General features: G+C 68.8%; 12 protein-coding genes and 1 pseudogene. 5 read left to right on the top strand and 8 right to left on the bottom strand.

What is annotated here, in order from left to right; all coding sequences use genetic code 11:
* Positions 1-192, top strand: a pseudogene (locus AB0E07_RS39295) (rhamnose ABC transporter substrate-binding protein); the annotation flags it as partial.
* A 626-nt stretch (positions 193-818) separates the two neighbouring features.
* On the top strand, positions 819-3,668 hold the full coding sequence (locus AB0E07_RS39300; protein WP_362263139.1) for a glycosyl hydrolase: 2,850 nt from the start codon (positions 819-821) through the stop codon (positions 3,666-3,668).
* 439 nt (positions 3,669-4,107) lie between these two features.
* Here the strand turns inward: AB0E07_RS39300 and AB0E07_RS39305 are convergent, their stop codons facing one another.
* From AB0E07_RS39305 to AB0E07_RS39320, 4 genes are read right to left on the bottom strand one after another with little or no spacing between them, the layout of a single operon-like run.
* Positions 4,108-4,992, bottom strand: coding sequence for an NAD(P)-dependent oxidoreductase (locus AB0E07_RS39305; protein WP_362263141.1), 885 nt, complete (start codon positions 4,990-4,992; stop codon positions 4,108-4,110).
* Between the two features lie 3 nt (positions 4,993-4,995).
* Positions 4,996-5,811 carry an enoyl-CoA hydratase-related protein gene (locus tag AB0E07_RS39310; protein ID WP_362263144.1) on the bottom strand — a complete coding sequence of 272 codons (816 nt, stop codon included), beginning with the start codon at positions 5,809-5,811 and terminating at the stop codon, positions 4,996-4,998.
* Positions 5,812-5,824: 13 nt separating this feature from the next.
* The gene (locus AB0E07_RS39315; RefSeq protein WP_362263147.1) at positions 5,825-6,757 is read right to left on the bottom strand and encodes a fumarylacetoacetate hydrolase family protein; all 933 of its coding nucleotides are present in this window, start codon (positions 6,755-6,757) and stop codon (positions 5,825-5,827) included.
* Positions 6,754-7,986, bottom strand: coding sequence for a CaiB/BaiF CoA-transferase family protein (locus AB0E07_RS39320; protein ID WP_362263150.1), 1,233 nt, complete (start codon positions 7,984-7,986; stop codon positions 6,754-6,756). Before AB0E07_RS39320 ends, AB0E07_RS39315 begins: the two co-directional genes overlap by 4 nt.
* 167 nt (positions 7,987-8,153) lie before the next feature.
* On the opposite strand from AB0E07_RS39320, the gene AB0E07_RS39325 reads away from it, so the two are divergent.
* Positions 8,154-9,416 carry a DUF3500 domain-containing protein gene (locus AB0E07_RS39325; protein ID WP_362263152.1) on the top strand — a complete coding sequence of 421 codons (1,263 nt, stop codon included), beginning with the start codon at positions 8,154-8,156 and terminating at the stop codon, positions 9,414-9,416.
* A gap of 335 nt (positions 9,417-9,751) precedes the next feature.
* Here the strand turns inward: AB0E07_RS39325 and AB0E07_RS39330 are convergent, their stop codons facing one another.
* Complete coding sequence (locus AB0E07_RS39330) at positions 9,752-10,942, bottom strand: amidohydrolase family protein (RefSeq protein ID WP_362263155.1); 1,191 nt, start codon at positions 10,940-10,942, stop codon at positions 9,752-9,754.
* Between the two features lie 217 nt (positions 10,943-11,159).
* The gene (locus AB0E07_RS39335; protein WP_362263157.1) at positions 11,160-12,623 is read right to left on the bottom strand and encodes an MFS transporter; all 1,464 of its coding nucleotides are present in this window, start codon (positions 12,621-12,623) and stop codon (positions 11,160-11,162) included.
* Positions 12,624-13,278: 655 nt separating this feature from the next.
* Here AB0E07_RS39335 and AB0E07_RS39340 point away from each other — a divergent pair.
* Together AB0E07_RS39340 and AB0E07_RS39345 are read left to right on the top strand one after the other, a co-directional pair.
* The gene (locus AB0E07_RS39340) at positions 13,279-13,788 is read left to right on the top strand and encodes a flavin reductase family protein (RefSeq protein ID WP_362263160.1); all 510 of its coding nucleotides are present in this window, start codon (positions 13,279-13,281) and stop codon (positions 13,786-13,788) included.
* A 303-nt stretch (positions 13,789-14,091) separates the two neighbouring features.
* A complete protein-coding gene (locus AB0E07_RS39345; protein WP_362263163.1) occupies positions 14,092-14,922 on the top strand; it encodes a zinc-binding alcohol dehydrogenase family protein in 831 nt (276 codons plus the stop codon).
* A gap of 164 nt (positions 14,923-15,086) precedes the next feature.
* Here the strand turns inward: AB0E07_RS39345 and AB0E07_RS39350 are convergent, their stop codons facing one another.
* Both AB0E07_RS39350 and AB0E07_RS39355 read right to left on the bottom strand, forming a co-directional pair.
* Positions 15,087-16,310 (bottom strand): MaoC family dehydratase N-terminal domain-containing protein, encoded by a 1,224-nt coding sequence (locus AB0E07_RS39350; RefSeq protein WP_362263165.1) that lies wholly within the window; start codon positions 16,308-16,310, stop codon positions 15,087-15,089.
* A gap of 43 nt (positions 16,311-16,353) precedes the next feature.
* Complete coding sequence (locus AB0E07_RS39355) at positions 16,354-17,910, bottom strand: class I adenylate-forming enzyme family protein (protein ID WP_362263168.1); 1,557 nt, start codon at positions 17,908-17,910, stop codon at positions 16,354-16,356.
* Positions 17,911-18,258: the final 348 nt, after the last annotated feature.

The following is an 18,258-nucleotide window of genomic DNA, read 5'->3' on the forward strand; positions in this document are numbered from 1 at the left end:
GACCCGGCCAAGCTCGGCGAACTGGCCGCGCGGACCGCCGTCGCGCTGGTGTCCGGCCAGATCACCGGCCAGGAGGGCGAGACCTTCACCGCCGGTGACATGGGCGAGTACACGATCGGCGAGGACGGCGTGATCAGCCTCGGCAAGCCGACCGTGTTCGACGCCGACAACATCGACCAGTACGACTTCTAGCCCATCCGGGCCGAAACGCCTGCCGCGCACGGCAAGCACTCGGCAACGCCCGTCCGACGCCCCCACTGGGCGACGTCATCAGCGGGACCCAGCCCTGCTCTGCACGCTTACGGCCCGGCTCTTATCCACCAGCCGGCTGCCCCCGCTTCCACGGGAAGCAAGGCCGACCGGTATCCGGACCCTTCACGCCGTCCCATGTCTCGGCCAGCACACCCCGCTCGAGGGAGCCCCCGAGCTCCGAGGCACCGAGGCACCGAGGATCCAAGAACCGTGACCCCGGACTGCCTCGACAGACCGTTGGCATGCACGGCCCGTCCGCCACGTCCGCACGGCCGCCGCCCCCTGCGGACACCCACCCCGAGGCCGCATCCACCCACCCGGACCACGAACACGGAGCGGCGCCATCAGGACCTCCCGGATCCAGACCGTCCTGCCCCGCCGCTCCTTCCGCACCCTTCCACCTCGCGTACACAAAGGAGTTACGCATGGCTACTTCCTCCTCCCCTGCGTCCAGAAGAACCGTTCTCGCGGCCGGCGCCGCACTCACCGCCGCGGCCGCTGCTCCGCTCTCGTTCTCAGCAAGCGCATCCGCGGCCACGGACCGTGCCACCTCGACAGTCGGCTCGGTGACCGGAACCTTCCCGACAGACTCTGTCCGCCGGCGACCCAACTTCCGCTACTGGTGGCCGGGCGGTGGCATCACGCCGGCCGAGGTCACCAAGGAGGTCGAAGCCATGGCCGCGGCCGGCTTCGGAGGATTCGAGATCGGTGACGTCCGCAACAGTGAGATGCAGGCCATGCCCGTACAGCAGTACGGATTTGGCACCCCCTCCTGGAAGGACGGTGTCACCGCGGCACTGCGCACGGCAGCCCGCCACGGCATGCAGGTCGACCTCACCATCGGACCGTACTGGCCGGCCGTCGCACCGGGTGTTCTGCCCGACGACGATGCGGCGATGAAGGAACTGACGTACGGCCAAGCCGTCATCGACGGCGGAACCACTTTCGACGCCGTCCTGCCCTCCCCGCACCAGCAACCGAGCGGCGTCAAGGACGGCCTGCCCGCGGTCACCGTCACCAACATCGTCCACGCTGTCCACGCCGCCAGGATCTCCGGCTCCAGCACGGCTTCCCCTCTGGTCCTGGAGGAGCCGACCGTCACCGACATCACCGCCAGGGTGAACGGTGACAAGCTGACGTGGACCGCCCCCGCGGGCGGCCAGTGGGTGGTGATCGTCAGCTACTCGCGCGGTACCGCCATGATCGAGAAGCAGGTCTACTACCAGGGCTACTACTACTCCTTCACCGACCCTCAGGCCTACGTGGTGGACCACTTCGGAGCCAAGGGCGGCCGCGCCATCACCAGTTGGTGGGACACCAAACTTCTCACCTTTGAGATGCGCAAGCTGCTGTGCCAGGTCGGCGGCGACTTCTTCGAGGACTCACTGGAATTTGACGTCGAGGTCAACTGGACCCCGAACATGCTCGCGGAGTTCTCCAAGCGGCGCGGCTACTCGTTGAAGCCCTACCTCTTCCTGGTGCACGGTGCTGCCGAGGCCGCGTTCACCTTCTCCGGCGACACCCCCAAGCGGGTCCGCTGGGACTACGACCAGACCCTGAGCGACCTGTTCGTCGAGAACCACGTCACCCTCCTCGACGACTGGGCCAGCAGACTCAACATGAGCTTCCGCAACCAGGCGTACGGCGCACCGCTCGACACCGCGCTGTCCTCGGCCCGGACCGGCGTCCCGGAGGGCGAATCGCTCGCCTTCGGGAACACGCCGGACTCCTTCCGCCTGGTCGCTGCGGGCCGCGACATCGGCCGCCCCAGTACGATCCTCTCCAGCGAGATGGGCGCCAACATGAACGGTGCCTATCGACTCACCCTCGCCGACCTCATCACCACTGCCAACCCAGGCTACGCGCTGGGTGTCAACCAGGTGCGTGTCCACGGCTTCCCCTACGCCTCTTCACCCGGCGGCCAGTGGCCCGGCTTCTACCCGTGGGCACCGATGGGCGTGCCCATCAACTTCGCCGAGGCGTGGGGTCCCCGTCAGCCGCAGTGGCAAGTCATCGGCGGCGCATCCGGCTATATGGCACGCGTGCAGACGATTCTCCAGTTCGGCACCAGCAAGGCAGATCTCGCCGTCTACCACGAGGAGTTCGACTCTGCCGATACCACTTTCGACGACGGCTCGGTCTCCGATGCCGGCTTCTCCTACCAGCTGCTGAGCTGGGGTCTCCTCGGCCTGTCCGCCACCAAGGTGAAGGGCGGCCGACTGGCAGCCGACGGCCCGGCCTACAAGGCACTCATCGTGCCGGAGCTCTCCAGCATCCTCCTGTCCAGCGCCAGGAAGATCCTTGCGTTTGCACAGGCGGGCCTCCCCGTTGTCCTGGTCGGTGCCCTCCCCACCCGAACCACCGGTCTGTCCGGCGCCGCTGCAGCGGACAAGGCGCTCTCCTCCGTCCTGAAAGAACTCAAGACGCACAGACGTGTCGCCACGGCGGCCGCCGTCGCCGACGTGCCGGTCGCCCTGGCCAAGCTGGGAGTTCAGGCAGCCGGCGTTCCCAGGGGCATCAAGGGACTGCTGCACGCCCGCCGCCAGGACGGGGCCACGACCTACTACTTCCTGCTGAACAGCTCGTCCGCGGCGGTGTCCGGCTCGGTGACGCTGGAGGCCGAGGGCACGCCGTACCGCATCAACCCGTGGACCGGTGAGGTCACGCCGCTGGGCGCGTTCGACGACCGGGTCAGGGGCCACATCACCATCCCGTTCTCCGCCAAGGCCGGCGAGGCCGCGGTCATCGCGGTCAGTTCGCAGCGCACCTTCGGCTGCCACCGCACGGGCCTGCACGCAATCACTGCGACAACCGAAGTCCGGCAGACCCCTTCCGGCCTCGTCGCCCGTTCCGCGTCCGCGGGCAGCTACACCGCGACACTGAGCAACGGCCGCAAGACCACTGCCAGGATCGCGCCCCTGCCCGCGGCGCTGAAGCTGAACGACTGGACCCTCAAGGTCGAGGACTGGTCCCCGGCCAATCCGGGAGCCAAGGGAACCGCGGCCAATGCCACCACCAAGACGGTCCACACCTTCACACTCTCCGAGCTCACCTCCTGGCAGAATCTGAAGGGCCTGTCCGACGTCTCCGGCATTGGCACCTACACCGCGACCTTCACGATCCCGTCGAGTTGGAAGTCCACGGCCGGCGCAGTCCTGGATCTCGGCTCCTTCGGGGCCGGTAGTGCCAAGGTCGTCCTGGACGACAAGGAGCTGGCCCCCGTCAACCAGCTCGATCCGGTGATCGACCTCGGCGCCCTCAAGGCGGGCGCCCACACTCTGGTCGTCACCGTTGCCACAACCCTGATGAACCGCCTCAAGCAGTTCCGCCCTGACGTGTATACGGCCGCCAAGCAGACCTACGGCCTGCTCGGCACGGTCACCGTCACGCCGTACGGCGAGGCCCCACTGAGCTGACCCGCCCCACACGAGGCTGGGCGCCGGCTCACCCTTCGTTTCGTGCGGGCGCCCAGCAATCCGTTCCAGGGCTGCGGCACGCAGGAGATGCCCCGGTCCGCGCCACGCCACCATGGACGGCAGAACAGGCGGGCGTGGGAAAGGACGTCCGGCGACGGTCTGCCCCTGCCCGCCATCAAGCGTGATGGTGCTCGCCGCGACGCCGGCGCAGAGGATGTCCTCGTACAGTGCCCGGACGTCGGGCCGCGCAGAGCGAGGCCGACGCGTGGGTTGCCCGGCCCCCTTCCACCGGTACAAGTCCACGGCGGTCCCGCCGTCGGCCCCAACCACTCACACACTCCACCCCACACGTATGCCGCCGAGATGCGAAGCGGGGCAGCAGCGCTCTCCGGAACAAGCGATGCGTTACCCGGGCAAGCCCCGGACTCCCCTCAGCCGATCACGGCTCGAACGAGTCCAGGAACAGGTCGAGTTCGGGGTGCTCGCCGCCACCGTAGCCGCTGAGGTCGGTCAGACCCGCGCCGGTGAGGACCGGTGCGTCGATCAGCGTCGCACCGGTCCGCTCGCGGGGCGGGCGGGAGAGCACGGCCACCGCGGCGTCGGCCATGATGTCCGGTGAACGCGAGCGGTCTGTGAGGCTCTGCCCGCCCAGGACATTGGCCACCGCGGCCGTCGCTACGGTGGTCTGCGGCCACAGACAGTTGGCTGCGATGCCCCGCTCGGCGTACTCGGCGGCCCACCCCAAGGTGAGAAGTGTCATGCCGTACTTGGCGAGAGTGTAGGCGGGGTGGGCGCCGAGCCAGCGTGGAGAGAGATTGAGCGGCGGCGACAGTGTGAGGATGTGCGCGTGCGTCGAGCGGCGCAGATGCGGCAGCGCAGCACGGGTGAGTTGGTAGGTCCCCCGGACGTTGACTTCCTGCATCAGGGCGAACCGCTTCACCGGAAGTTCCTCGGTGGGACGCAGATCGATGGCACTGGCGTTGTTGACGCAGATGTCGATGCTGCCGAAATGGTCCAGGGCGGTGTCGACGGCTCTGGTGACGTCGGCGCTGTCGCGGACGTCTCCGACAACGGAGACGGCCGAGCCACCAGCCTCCCTGATCGCCGCGACCGCGGTATGCACCGTTCCGGGCAGCCGAGGATCGGGCACGTCGGTCTTGGCGAGGAAGACGACGTTGGCGCCGGCGCGCGCCGCGGCTACGAGAATGGCCAGGCCAATGCCGCGGCTCCCACCGGACATCAGGACAGTCCTCCCCTTCAACAGGGTTGTGTCCACAGTGGCTCCCTGCCTCGGATCTCTCCGGGAATGGAATGGGTTCGGCATCTGTCACTCTCCTCTGAACACGGCAGGCCTCTTCTCCAGAAAGGCACGGGTGCCTTCCTGGAGGTCCCGCGAGGTACGGCAGCGGGACACCGCCTGTGCCGCCCGTTCTCCGGCCAGGGCCGCCTGACGCGCGCTGCCGAGTTCGGCGAGGGTGCGCGCTGCCCGGACAGCGGCCTTGGCGGCGCGCACCGAGAGGGGGGCGTTGGCAGCGATGGCCCTGGCTGTTGCCTCGACAGTCCCTCCAAGGTCCCCGGGCTCCACGACACGGTCCACAAGACCGATGAGCAACGCCTCCGCGGCGTCGAGGCGGCGGCCGGTGAACAGCAGGTCGCTCGCAGCGGACGTCCCGACGGTCTGCACGAGGGCCGCGGTCTGGCTCGGCGGGTACCCCAGCCCGAGTCGGGCAGCGGGAATGGCGAGGACGGCTCGCGAGTCTGCGAAGCGCAGGTCGGCACAGAGGGCGACGGCCACGCCGGCGCCCAGGCAGAAGCCGTGGATCTGCGCGATCAGCGGCACGGAAACGTCGCTGAGCTGTCTGAAGAGGTCCGCTGCGGCCTCGTCGGCCAGGCGGCGGGCCTCGGCGTCGGCGCACTGTTGCTCGAACTCAGTGATGTCGGCGCCGGAGGCGAACGCATCGGCGCCCGCGCCTCGCAGTACCACCGCCCGGACGCCTGTGTCGGCGTCCAACTCGCCCATAACGAAGGCCAGTTCCCGCATTATGGACACGGACAGGGCGTTGCGGCGGGCCGGGTTCGAGATCACGACGGTGGCGACACCGTCGCGGACGGCCGTACTGACTCCTGCGACGGGTGCGGTCATCGACATCGCCCGCTCACCCATCCTTCTCGGCGAAAAAGTGGTTGCGCAGGGTCCCGACGCCATCGACACGCACGGCGAACTCGCTGCCGTGCTCCAGCAGCACCTTGGGCTCGCGGACGAAGCCGACGCCGGCGGGCGTCCCGGTGAGGATCAGATCACCGGGCTCGAGCGTCATGATCGTGGTGATGTAGGCGAGGAGTTCGGGCACTCCGTAGATGAGGCGGGAGGTCCGGTCTCGCTGCATGACACGGCCGTCGAGGGTGCCGGTGATCGCCAGGTCGGGGCGGACCCCGCCCAGCGCGCCCGCGGGTACCACGACGGGTCCGACCGGAGTGAGCCCGTCCCATGCCTTGCCGGCGGCGCGCTGCGTGGTGTGGAACTGGTAGTCGCGGACGGACACATCGTTGGCGGCGGTATAGCCGAAAACGAAGTGTTCCGCGTCGGCGGAACCGATTCTGCGGGCGCGTCGGCCGATGACGATCGCCAGCTCACTCTCGTAGTCGATCTGGGCGGACTCCGGGGGCAGCGGCACGTCGGCGTAAGGGGCGGCGAGCGATGTGTGCCACTTGGGGAAGAGGTCGGGGTGGGCCGGCCCGGCCGTCCGTCCGCCTTCGTGAACGTGCGCGAGGTAGTTCTGCCCGATGCAGATGATCTTTCCGGGCCGCCCTACGGGGGTCAGCAGCAGGTGGTCGGGGACGTCGACCCAGGCGCCGGCCCGGATGACCGTGGGGTCGCCGTCTGCCGCTGCCAGGAGGGCCGGCAGGTCCTCGAATGTCTGTCCGTCCACCAGCGCGGTGCGCGCGGCGGGCTCTCCGTCGCGCCGCAGAACGGCGAGAGCGGAGCCGCCGACCGCTGTCCGGGCCAGGCCCAGGCCGTTGGTCCAGTCGGGCGGTTCCCAGGTGTTCGCCGGCTGGGTCAGGCTCATGCGTCCGTTCTCTCTGGTCATCGCCGCGCTCCGGCGGGTGCGTGGACGCCGACGATCCCGGCGTCGGCCATGGCGGTGATCGTGTCCTGGTCGTAGCCGAGTTCGGCGAGCACAGTGGTGGTGTCGCGGCCGAGGGCCGGTGCCGGACCGGAGGCGCGTGGGGCACCGTCGGACACGATCGGAGTGTTGACGATGGTGGGCTGGCCGAAGCGCTCCTCGTCGTGGACGAAGAGGCCGCGGGCCGCGAAGTGCTTGTCAGCAACGACATCGGCGATGCCGTTCACCGGACCGCAGGGGACTCCCGCCTCCCGCAGCAGTGCCATCCAGTGATCACGCGGAGCGGCCACGAACCGCTCCTGAAGAATCTCGGCCAGATGCTCGCGGTGCACGAACCGCTCGTACTCGGTGGCGAACCGGGCGTCGCCTCCGAGGTCGACGCCGAGGACCGCGCACAGGGACAGCCAGGCCCGATCCACGGCACCGATCACCAGAGTCGCCCCGTCGGAGCAGGTGAACGCCTGATAGGGGGCGGCCAGCCGGTGGGCGGTACCGAGGGGCCCCGGCTCCACCCCGGTGGCCGTGTAGTCGGCGACCTCCCAGAGCGACCAGGCGGCCACGGCGTCCGCCAGCGCGATATCCAGGTAGGCACCGCCCCCACCGGAACGCGCCCGCAGCAGGGCGGCGAGGACGCCGATCGCACCCCACATCCCGGTGCCGACGTCGGAGATGGGGAAGCCCGCTTTGGCCAACTGCCCGTCCGTCGAACCCGTCACCGACATGAGGCCGCTGTAGGCCTGGGCGATCAGATCGATGCCTTTGGCATCCCGCATCGGCCCGAACTGGCCGAAGCCGGACAGGGAGCAGTAGACCAGATCCGGACAGTCGTCCTTCAACTCACCGTAGCCCAGACCGAGTTCTTCCATCGCGCCGGCGCGGAAGTTCTCCACCAGGACGTCACTGCGCGCGGCGAGCGCCCGTACCAGGGCGACGCCCTCGGCGCTCTTGAGGTTGACCGCCAGGCTCGCCTTGCCGCGGTGGACCAGGTCGAAGGGTATCGGTCTGCGTTCCGGCCCCAGCCTCCGGGCACGCAATGCGTCCCCCGAGACCGGTTCGATCTTCGTCACCCGGGCGCCGAGGTCGCAGAGGATCGTCGTGCAGTACGGGCCTGCCAGAGCCCCTGTCACGTCGAGTACGCGGACTTCATGCAGGAAGGGGGTTCCGGGCCCGCCGGACCGTGCGGGGTTTGTCATCCAGTCCTCCGTCTCAATCGGACCACATTGCGGACCAATGGACCGCAGTGCGGGCGTGTGGCAAAATTACGGCCGCCCGTTCGGCGGCGTCAAGGAAGCGGTCACACCGCGTGAGGCAACCGCAAGCCGACGGAGTCCTGCGTTCCCCCCCGTTTCCCGGAGGCGACATGGCCGCCCATTTCCGCGATCACCTCTATCCGCTCGACCATCCGCGACTGGCACGGTTCCGTGACTGCGACCCGTGCTCGTACGTCACCGAATTGCGCAACGACCCGCTCTTCGACGGTGTACTGACGCAGTGGCAGCACACGTTCGAAACAACCCGGTTCGCCGGCATCTCCTCCGACGGCGTCCCACGAACGGACGTGTTCCCGTACACCCCTCCCGAGCCGGCCGACGCCGCACCGGCCGCAACCGCGGGCGAGGCCGCCCTGGCGCTGCTGGCCTGCCTGGACGAGGACGCGCGCACGACGCTCTCGCACCCGCTCGACAGCCGCGTCTGGCGCGCGTGGATGAACCCCGAGATCTACCTCAACCGCTTCGGACTCCGGCTGGAGGAGGTGGACGAGGAGGTCCGCGCGCGGGCCCTGGCCCTGCTGGCGGCGAGCCTCAGCCCCACGGGGTACCAGGAGATACGCGACGTCATGGCGGTCAATGCCTTCCTCGGCGATCTCACGCAGCTCCCCCGCCTGATGAACGAGTTCAGCTACAACATCAACATCTTCGGCACGCCCTCCCCCACCGAACCCTGGGGATGGAACCTCTGGGGCCACCACCTCGCCCTCAACTGCCTGTTCATCGGCAGCCGGCAGGTACTCGCCCCCGTATTCCTCGGAGCCGAGCCGAACAGGATCGACGCGGGCAGCCGCGCCGGCCTGCGGCTCTTCGCGGACCGCGAAAACGCCGGCCTGGCCCTTGCCCGGAGCCTGACCCGGGAGCAGGCCGAGCAGGCCGTCCTCTACCAGCACAAGCGGGACCCGGCCATGCCCGCCGACAGGCTCCACCCCGGCGACGAGCTCCACCTGGGCGGCGCCTTCCAGGACAATCGCGTCATCCCCTACGAGGGGATCGCCGGGAAGGACCTGATCGCCGGGCAGCGCGAGACTCTGGTGGAGTTGGTCGCACGGTTCCTCGGCCACCTGCCGGAAGCGGCACGGCGCTCCCGGATCAGCGAAGTCCGCGCTCACCTCGACGAGACCCGGTTCTGCTGGATCGGCGGCACCGGCGACGACGACCCCTTCTACTTCCGAGTCCAGAGCCCTGTCGTGCTCATCGAGTACGACCACCACGCCGGCATGTTCCTCACCAACGAGGAGCCCCAAAAGTTCCATACCCACACCCTGGTACGCATCCCGAACGGCAACGACTACGGCGTCGAGCTCGTCCGCCGCGCCACCGGCACCCCGCACCTGCTCGACGGACCGCTCTGACCCACCGACGCAACGGCGTCCACCCGGCCGGTCCAACCGGCCGGGTGCGGCCCATGCACCGGGCCCCGCGGCCGCTGGACCCGCGAAGGCTGCGCGCCGGCCCGCCCGACTTCCCTGCCAACCGGCCAGGACAGCCGCTCCCACACGCACTGCCCCCGCCCGCCGCCTCCGCAAGTGCCAAGGTCCCGGCGAACGTCGTCACCGGGACCTCGTGTGCCGTTCCCGGGCGAACCCGAGAACGACTGCCTCGCATCACCACTCCTTGGCGTCGGACCACAGCGCTGCGGCGCATCTGCCACAGCGGTGCGCGACCGAATCGGCGGGAAGCCGCATGGTCAGGGAAGGAGCAGCCTGCTGTTGGAGACGAAGAACTTCTCGACCACGTCGTCGCCCAGCGGAGCGATACGCTCGAAGAACCGCTCGACCGAGTGCTCCTGGCCCTCCGGGTGAGGGTAGTCACTGGAGTAGCAGTAACAGTCCTGCAGGTGCGGGTAGCGCTCGAGGTACTTCTCCACCGGCTCGTGGCACAGCGCGGACACACGCACTTGCCGGGCCAGGTACTCGGACGGCTTGAGCGGGAGGGTGTAAGGGATCGGCCGGGTCAGGGTGCCGTGGCCGGCGTCCAGGCGGTCGGCGAGTGAGCCCAGCCAGGAGGCGTTCGACTCGATCACACCCACCCGCAGCTGGGGGTGGCGCTCGAACACGCCCCCCATCACCATCACACCGATGAAGTTCTCGTCCGCCTGGTGACCCGCGGGCAGCAGGGACAGGTCGTGCAGGCCGCCCTTGACCTTCCCCCAGACCTCCGAACTGCGGTAGCCGGTCTCCGCCGGCGGATGGAAGACCAGCGGCACATCGGCCTCGGCCAGCCTCGCGTAGAACGCGTCCATCGCCGGGTCAGCGGGCGACACCCCGCCCGGGGGAAGCCCGTTGGTGATCGAGATCGCCTTCATTCCCATCGCGATCATCCGCTCGGCCTCAGCGGTCAGTGTCTGCGGTGTGGCGCCCCGCTTGCCGGAGGCGATGACGCCGACGATGCGCAGCCGGTCAGGGTACTTGCCCGTGTACTCGCTCGCCCACTCGTTGTAGGAGGCCAGAGCATCCGTGGCGCTCTTCATCTCGGCGTCCGTGGTCTCCCGGAAGCCGAGCATCCCGCCACCCTGCGCGGCAAGGAAGGCGAACAGCCCCATGGTCGGGAAGATCAGCTGGGAGCGGATGCCCATCAGATCCATGACCTCGGGCCGGCGGTCCATGTCGCTGGCGCCGGGCGCGCCGAACCCCTTTGCCTCCCACACCGAAGTCGGCGTGATCTCCATGGAGTCCTCGGGCGAGGCACTGTAGAGCCGGTCGAAGATCGCCTCCCCCTCCTCGGGCGTGGCGGCCATCCCGCGGTAGGCGTCCCTGTAGTACGCCAGAAGTTGCCGACCGGGATCACCGAACACGTTCTGCCACTGCGGGAAGGGAATCTGCTCGTGGGAGTCCGTGTCCCCGATCCGCCCATGCAGATCCGCTATTGTCACGGCCACACTGTCCTCCTGATCCAAGGGGAATTGAACCGGTAGATTCCATTGCCCCTTTTGCTGCGGGTTGATGAACACCAGATCAAGTCAAGCGAAATCCCGACGGCAAGTCGCCGTCCAGTCCCGGATTCCGGGACTTCTCTTCCCTGCTCCGTACGGGAGTGCAGGCGAAACCGGAAACGACGGTGCCGCGCACCGGGGTGGCCGCGGCACGCGGCCCCGATCACCCGGCCGATCCGGAAACCGACCGCTCAGGCACCGCACTCACCACAACAGCCTTGTCCCTGCCGCGCAGCCCGTCCCAGTAGGTCACCAGGTAGAAGCACGCACAGAGCGCGGCCAGCAGGCTCAGCCCCGCACACAGTTGCCAGTAGTGCTCGAAAGCCCGAGCCGACGGCAGCGAAAGGCCCGGCAGCGTCTCACCGGTCGCGTAGGCCCCGAAGATCGCACCTCCGAGCGATCCGCCGACACCGGCGAAGATCGTGGCCATCCCGAACAGTCTGCCCACCTGGTCCGCGGGTGCGTCCTCCGCGTAGACGAGGGTGGACGCCGCCAGGGTCATACCGGTTCCGACGCCCACTACCGCCATGCTGCCCAGCAGTTGGACATAGGAGGCATGGTAGGCGGCCGCCAGCAGCAGGCCGATCATCTGAACCAAGGGCCCCATGACGAGGTAGGGCCCTTTGCCCATGCGCCGCGACAACAGGGCCGTGACGGGGGCGGCCACAACGCCCAGACACTCGACAGGCACCACGATCCACGCCCCCGCCACGGGCCCGCTGCCAAATCCGCCGAGACCGGGAAGGTTCGGCAGTTGAGCATAGGTCGACGCGGCGATGATGGCGCCGTAGGACCCGAACCCCGCCAGAAGCTGCAACGCGTTGCTCACCCAGACCGGGCGCGACCAGAAGACCTTCTGCGGGACCAGCGGATCGGACAGACGCCGCTCGACGATGATCCAGCCGGCAAAGATCACGAGCGCGGACACGATCAGCGCGACGACCCGCCACGATCCCCAGCCCCATGAACTGCCCTGGCTGAACGCGACGTCCAGCGTGAACGCCGTGAGCGCAAACCCCAAGGCACCCCACGGATCAACGGCCCGCCACCACACGCGGGGAACGAAGCCCGCAGGACGCCGATCCGGCGGCGCGGCCCACCCCACCAGGGCGAGTCCGGCAACGCCGAGCACCACTGAACCCCAGAACACGTTCCGGAACGCTCCATGATGCTCGAGGTACCACCCGGCAAGCACGCCCCCGATCCCGAAGCCGATCATCAGTCCGGCCCCGAACAGGCTGACTGCGACCTTGCGCCGAAGCGGCGTGAACGAGGAATTGGCCATCCCCACCACCATCGGGTACACCACAGCACCGGCGCCGGTGAAGAACCGGCCGGCCAGCAGGAGCACCAAGCTGTCACTGGCAACCGACAGCAGTCCGCCAAGTATCAGACATCCCAGTCCGATCAGCGCCATGCGCTTGTGCCAGCCCATCACGTCGCCAAGCCGACTCAGCGACGGCGTCAGCGCCGCACCTGCCAGCAACGGCACCAGACTGATCCAGACGGCCGCGACCGCCCCGACGTGATAAGCCTTCTCAATCGCCGGCAGCAGCGGGGCGAGCATGCTCGCCGGAATCGTGTAAGCCATCAGCGCGAACGTCAGCGCCACCATGACCGCGTTCATGCGTGACGGTGTCATCCGCCTCTGGTCATTGAATGTCGCCTCTGGTGCACTCTCCATTGAGCCACTCCCATCAGGTGATATCGACAGCCGTGACCGATCACGATTCCCAGGAGCTGCCGCACGTCGCTCCTGCCCACCGGCCTCGGGGAATCCGGCACCATGGGGCGGCGGAACTCCCTTTCCGCCCGGGCAAAGAGCGCAGCCTGCGCCGGCTGCCGTACACCCGCTCCGGCCTCCTGGGGCGCCGCAACCAGGAAAAGATACGAACCTGCCAGAGCACGGGCCAGCATGAATCCCGGTTTCCGGGATTTCCATTAGGGGCGGACGCGCGGTGAGTGACGTGAAGGCCGGTGCAGCAGGCGGCGGGCCCGGACAAAGCCCGCGCGCAAGAGCCGGATCGGCACTCACGGGTATTTCCCGCTGCCTTTATCGGTGCGCAACTCCTTGACAGCGCCTTCGCGTCTGCCTAGCTTTCAGCTGCACAACTGTTCAGTCGCGTCCGGCCGCGGGCTCCCTCACCAGGTCGCCCCCTCCAGCGCCGGGCGCCCAGCCTGCGGCCCGCATACCGCGGGACCAAAGACCCACGACGGCAAGCGGCTCGCGACACGACGCGCCGGGCCGTCCTTCAGAGCGAACAGTCGCGAGGAACCACGTCATGAACGCTGAGAAGGAACTGTCCGATGTCCAAGTGCGGTTCAGGAATGCCATGGCATCCGTGTGCACCCCGGTATCCGTGGTGTCCGCCGTCACCAACGGCTCTCCCTACGGCACCACGGTGAGCGCGTTCGCCTCACTGTCCCTGGACCCACCCATGCTGCTCGTGGCCCTGGACCGCACGTCCGAACTGCTGGCCGTCGTACGGCAGACAGAGGCCTTCGGCCTCAACGTCCTGTCAAGCTCCCAGTCCGCCACCGCCCTCACCTTCGCCAAGAAGGGCGGCCCGGCCAAGTTCGACGGCGTGCCATGGACGCCCGAGAACGGCTTGCCACGACTCCACGGCGCGACCTGCTTCCTGGCCTGCAAGGTCGCCGCCCTCGTCGAAGGCGGCGACCACATCGTCGTCCTGGGCGAGGTGGTTCATGCCGACGCCGTAGGCACCGCGCCGCTCACCTACCACGCCCGTGTCTTCGGCACACACACCGCGGTCGGCGACACGGCCGCATAGCCTCCCGCGAACCAGGCCGCCGACTGCCCGTCCCGCAGGAGGCGACCGCCCGGCCCGTCCGAACCAACCATGCGCAGGAGATACCTCGTGCCCCATCGATCACCCCAACACGCCGAACAACCCACGTCCTACGCCCCTGCGGCCGAGGACACACGCGCCGCGGTCATCGACCGGGCCGGCTCACTTCCACGCATCGGGAACGTCGCGCTCCCCCCGCGGCGACCCGGCCACACCACGGTGAGGGTGCTCGCGGCCGCGCTCAACCCGCTCGACATCGGAATAGCCTCCGGCAGAGTCCCTACGGTGCGTCACGAGCAGCCGTACGTGCCCGGCATCGAGTGCACCGGGATCGTCGAGGCCTCTGACCACCACACGCCCGGAACGCTCGTCTACGCGGAGTGCCACCCCAGCCCCGCCGAACCCGGATGTTTCGCGGACCTCATGGTGGCGCGCGATACCGACGTGCTGCGCCTGCCAGAAGGGGTCGACCCCGTCGAAGCGGTCGCTGTGGGCAACTCCGGTGCCACCGCGTATCTGGCGCTGGTCGGCGCCGGAGGACTGCACGAAGGAGACCGCGTACTCGTCCTGGGAGCGACAGGCACTCTGGGCCAAGTGGCGGTCCAGATCGCCCGGAGCATGGGAGCACACTCCATCGTCGCCGTCGGACGCAACGCCGAAACCCTCGCGCTTACCGGCGAGTTCGGCGCCAACGCGACCATCCGGGTCACAGGCACCGAGACCGAAGCGGAGCTGCGCGAGCGGTTCACCGCTTCGGGAGCGCCGTTCGATCTGGTCCTCGACGGCATGTACGGGATCCCGTTGCAGGCGGCTCTGCATGTCTGCGCACCCGGAGCGCACGTGGTCAACATTGCCAACCCCGCCGGGGCAACAGCCGTGCTCAACGCCGGCCTGCTGCGCAGCGGCCAACTGACGATAACGGCCTTCGCCAGCTACCGCACTCCCCTGGCCGACAAGCGCGCGGCCCTCGAATGGCTGTGGAAGGGACTCGCTGCGGAGCGCATCACCGTCCGGGTGCGCACGGTGCCCCTGGATGCCCTGCCGCAGGAATGGGGGCAAGAACGGCATCCCGGCGTCAAGACCGTTGTCCTGCCGGCAGTGGGGGAAGGCCCCTGATCACGATCACCCCTGCCGTGTTTCTCCCCGGACGTTCCGGGGAGAAACACGGCTTCTTCCATGCGACAGGCCTCCGGTTCCCGGTCAGGCTTCTCGGCACCCGGCCTCGGCCGGTATCGGGCGGCCTTGCCTCCGGCATCACCAGCCGGCACGCGGGTCAGGACTCACAGATCGGCCGAGGCAGGGCGGGCCGGCGAGTAGCCGTCACGAGCGGGGAGATCAACCGTGATCCGGGCCTTCGCGTAGGGATGCCGGTCCAGGGTCTCTCCCCTGACTTCGACGTCGACCAAGTGACGTTCCCCATCACGTCGTTTGCCCACCACCGTGCCCGTGGTGCGGCTGACCTCCCCCTGCAACAGGGGCGAGTGCAACTGGAAGTCACACTCCGTCAGAAAGCCGTGGTCGGACATCCAATTGGTGACGGCATGGGTCAGCATGCCCTCCAACTGCGTACCGAATGCAGGCGGGGCCGGGAACCCTCGCGTGCGTGACAGGCTCGCGTCGAAGTGCCAGTCCACGCCGTGGTGTGGAGCACCGGTGTCCGGGTCCACCGAGGTGACGTCGGCTACGGGCGCGATCTCCTCCCACTTCGGCGCGAAGGCGGGACATATCCCCATCGCCCCCGCCGCGGCCACCGCGTCGCTGATGTCATACGGACCCTTCAGCTGTTCCGGCAGCTTCTCACCGACCTCGACCTCCTCCCAGAATCGGGGCTCAGCGCCCCTACGGGCCCGGCCGGACAGCTCCTGCTCGTACCCGAGGCGGATCTGCGCCTGTTCTTCGGCGCTGTAGCGGCGTGGGCCGCGGCCGGCGAGATCAGGACCTCCGGGGACCTCACCGTCCTCCGCGGGCGGCACGGCCGTGACGGCGATGCGGCTGATGAGCGAGGCCACGACACGGTCTGCCTGGTTGATGTAACGCCGCTCGGCCCGCTGGATGAACAACCGGTACGGTCTGCCGGGCCGGGTCTTCTCCTCCACCCCGTGCCAGACGTCCTCCCCCCGGATCACGTCTCCCGGACGGAAGGGCTCGTCATAACGGCGCAGACTGCCGCCCTGGAGGAGCAGCCACCCCGGGATCGCTGCGGGCGCGGGCTGCGAAGCGCTCTCCGCCAGACACGCCTCCACCACGGGTGGCGCGATGACGCCGCCCCACGGCGACGCCGCCGCGTACCCGGCATCGCTCCACAGGGGGTTGGTGTCACCTGTCGTGCGAGCCCAGAGCGAGAACAGGTCAGGAGTGATATGTGTGCGCACCATCGGGAACGCCATCGGTGAACCGGTGAACAGGGGCGCCGCCCCGGTCAGGCCCACCCGCGCGTTCAACTCGGCCACATAGGCATCCACCTGTTCGTTCCAAGCATCGACAGCCAGGACGTGCTGCGGCATCGGCGGACAACTCCTCTGTATCGGTTCGGTTTCTGCGCCAGCGCTAGACATGCAGCTTCTCGGCCTCGCGGCGCAATGCCTTGCGGTCAACCTTGGCGGCGGTGACCATCGGAAACGCCTGCCTGCCCTGCAGGGTCCAGTGCCTCGGACGCGCGTACTGCGGCACGTCGTCACGCCCTCGCCACCACGCCACCAGCTCGTCCTCGGTCACCTCTTCGGTGTGGCGTACGTACGCGTGCCCAACGGTCCCGAACACTCCGTCGGGAACCGGCACGACGACTGCTTCCAGTACCGCCGGATGCTCCCCGAGCAGGCTCTCGACTTCCTCGCACTGCACCTTGACCGCACCGGACTTGAACACGTTGTCGGTCCGTCCGGCGATCGTCAGATAGCCCTGGCCGTCACGCGCCACCACATCCCCGGAACGCCACCAGCCTCCCGGGAACGTCGCGGCCGTCGCCTCCCGATCGGCCCAGATTCCCTGGGCCACCATCGGCCCACGCACATACATGCAGCCAGGCACACCTGGCTCGGTGATGACCTCACCGGTCTCCTCGTTCCGGATCTCCACCACCGCGCCGGGCAGCGGCCGCCCCAGCAGTGCGCCGCCTTCCTCGATCCGCGGGTCCCCCGGGCCGGCGGACAGTGCAACCGCCTCGGTGGCCCCGTGGCTGGCCACCCGCTGGACCTTCGGAAAGAGCCGACGCAACGTGGCGAGGACCTCGTCCGTCGCCAGCTCCCCTCCGAGCATGGCCACCCGGACGTCATTGTCCGCGAAGAGTTCGGGCGTGGAGCGTGCCTCCTCCCCGAGCATCCGGATCATCGTCGGGCTGAGGACCAGATGCGTGACGCCCTGGGCGACCGCACGAGCCAACGCCGGCGGACTGAACCGTGCGCAGACCTGCGTGGCGGCCGCGGCCACCGCTCCGCTGGTGATGTGGGCCCAGGCCGCGAAATGCGGCGGCATGATCGCCATGAAACGGCTGTCGGGGTAGAGCGACAGCGAGTGGGCGCCCAGGCGCGCGGTCTCGGCCCAACTCGTCTCCGTGTGCACCACAGGCTTGGGCCGACCGGTCGATCCCGAGGTGTAGATCAACACTGCGGGATCGTCGGGCTCGATCTCCAACTCGGGTTCATCAGCACCGGCGTACTCCGCGTAGATCCGCGCCAGCGAGTCATGGCCGTCCTCCACCGGCTCGTCCACAGCGACAAAGTGACGGACGCTCGGTATCCCGATCGCACGAACCCGCTCCAGCAGGTCGACGGTCTCAGCCGTGTACGCCAGGACGCGCATCCCCACGTTGCCGATCATCCATGCGATCGCCTCGGGAGTGGCACGGCCATTCATCACCACGGGGATCACGCCCATCTTGCGCATCCCGAAACTCAGGGCGGTGATGTCGGCCCCCGGACCCATGGCAAGCCAACCGACGCGGTCCCCCGGCCACACGCCCGCCTCCGCGTACGCAGCGCACACGCTCCTGGCAGCCCGGTTCAGGTCGCCATACGTCCAGCGGACCCCACGGTCCAGATCGACGACCGCCTCCTTGCCTCCGAAACCCGCTTCCGTCCACAGCAGGATGTCCTTGAAAGTCTTCACAATGGCCTTTCCGTCCGCAGCGGCGTTTGCCGGGAGGGAGTCACCCAACACGGGTATCGGGCAGTTCGGGAGGACAGTAGGCGTCCCGCCCGGGACCCGGAATGCACACGTCCCGGATCCCGGGACACCCTGACCCGCCTCCGGGGCACACCACAGCCGCCCGGGCTCAGACGGCGTGCAGGTCACCGCGCCGGGCACCCTGCTCGGAGAGTGATCCGGCCACCGGCCGGGCCCCGGGCCCCCCCCACGGGGGGGCGGGGGGCGGGGGGGCGGGGGGTGGGGGGGCCCCCCCGCCCGGCCTCCGTCAGCGGGCCGGGCGGCGCTCCACCAGCAGGCGCGAACCGGCGC

It is taken from the genome of Streptomyces sp. NPDC048002, assembly GCF_040653275.1.
GTDB lineage: Bacteria > Actinomycetota > Actinomycetes > Streptomycetales > Streptomycetaceae > Streptomyces.

Coding starts and splice junctions, on each gene's coding strand:
- AB0E07_RS39315 (WP_362263147.1), bottom strand. CDS start 6,757: ATGACCAGAGAGAACGGACGCATGAGCCTGACCCAGCCGGCGAACACC.
- AB0E07_RS39310 (WP_362263144.1), bottom strand. CDS start 5,811: ATGACCGCACCCGTCGCAGGAGTCAGTACGGCCGTCCGCGACGGTGTC.
- AB0E07_RS39320 (WP_362263150.1), bottom strand. CDS start 7,986: ATGACAAACCCCGCACGGTCCGGCGGGCCCGGAACCCCCTTCCTGCAT.
- AB0E07_RS39350 (WP_362263165.1), bottom strand. CDS start 16,310: ATGCCGCAGCACGTCCTGGCTGTCGATGCTTGGAACGAACAGGTGGAT.
- AB0E07_RS39325 (WP_362263152.1), top strand. CDS start 8,154: ATGGCCGCCCATTTCCGCGATCACCTCTATCCGCTCGACCATCCGCGA.
- AB0E07_RS39335 (WP_362263157.1), bottom strand. CDS start 12,623: ATGAACGCGGTCATGGTGGCGCTGACGTTCGCGCTGATGGCTTACACG.
- AB0E07_RS39305 (WP_362263141.1), bottom strand. CDS start 4,992: ATGCCGAACCCATTCCATTCCCGGAGAGATCCGAGGCAGGGAGCCACT.
- AB0E07_RS39340 (WP_362263160.1), top strand. CDS start 13,279: ATGAACGCTGAGAAGGAACTGTCCGATGTCCAAGTGCGGTTCAGGAAT.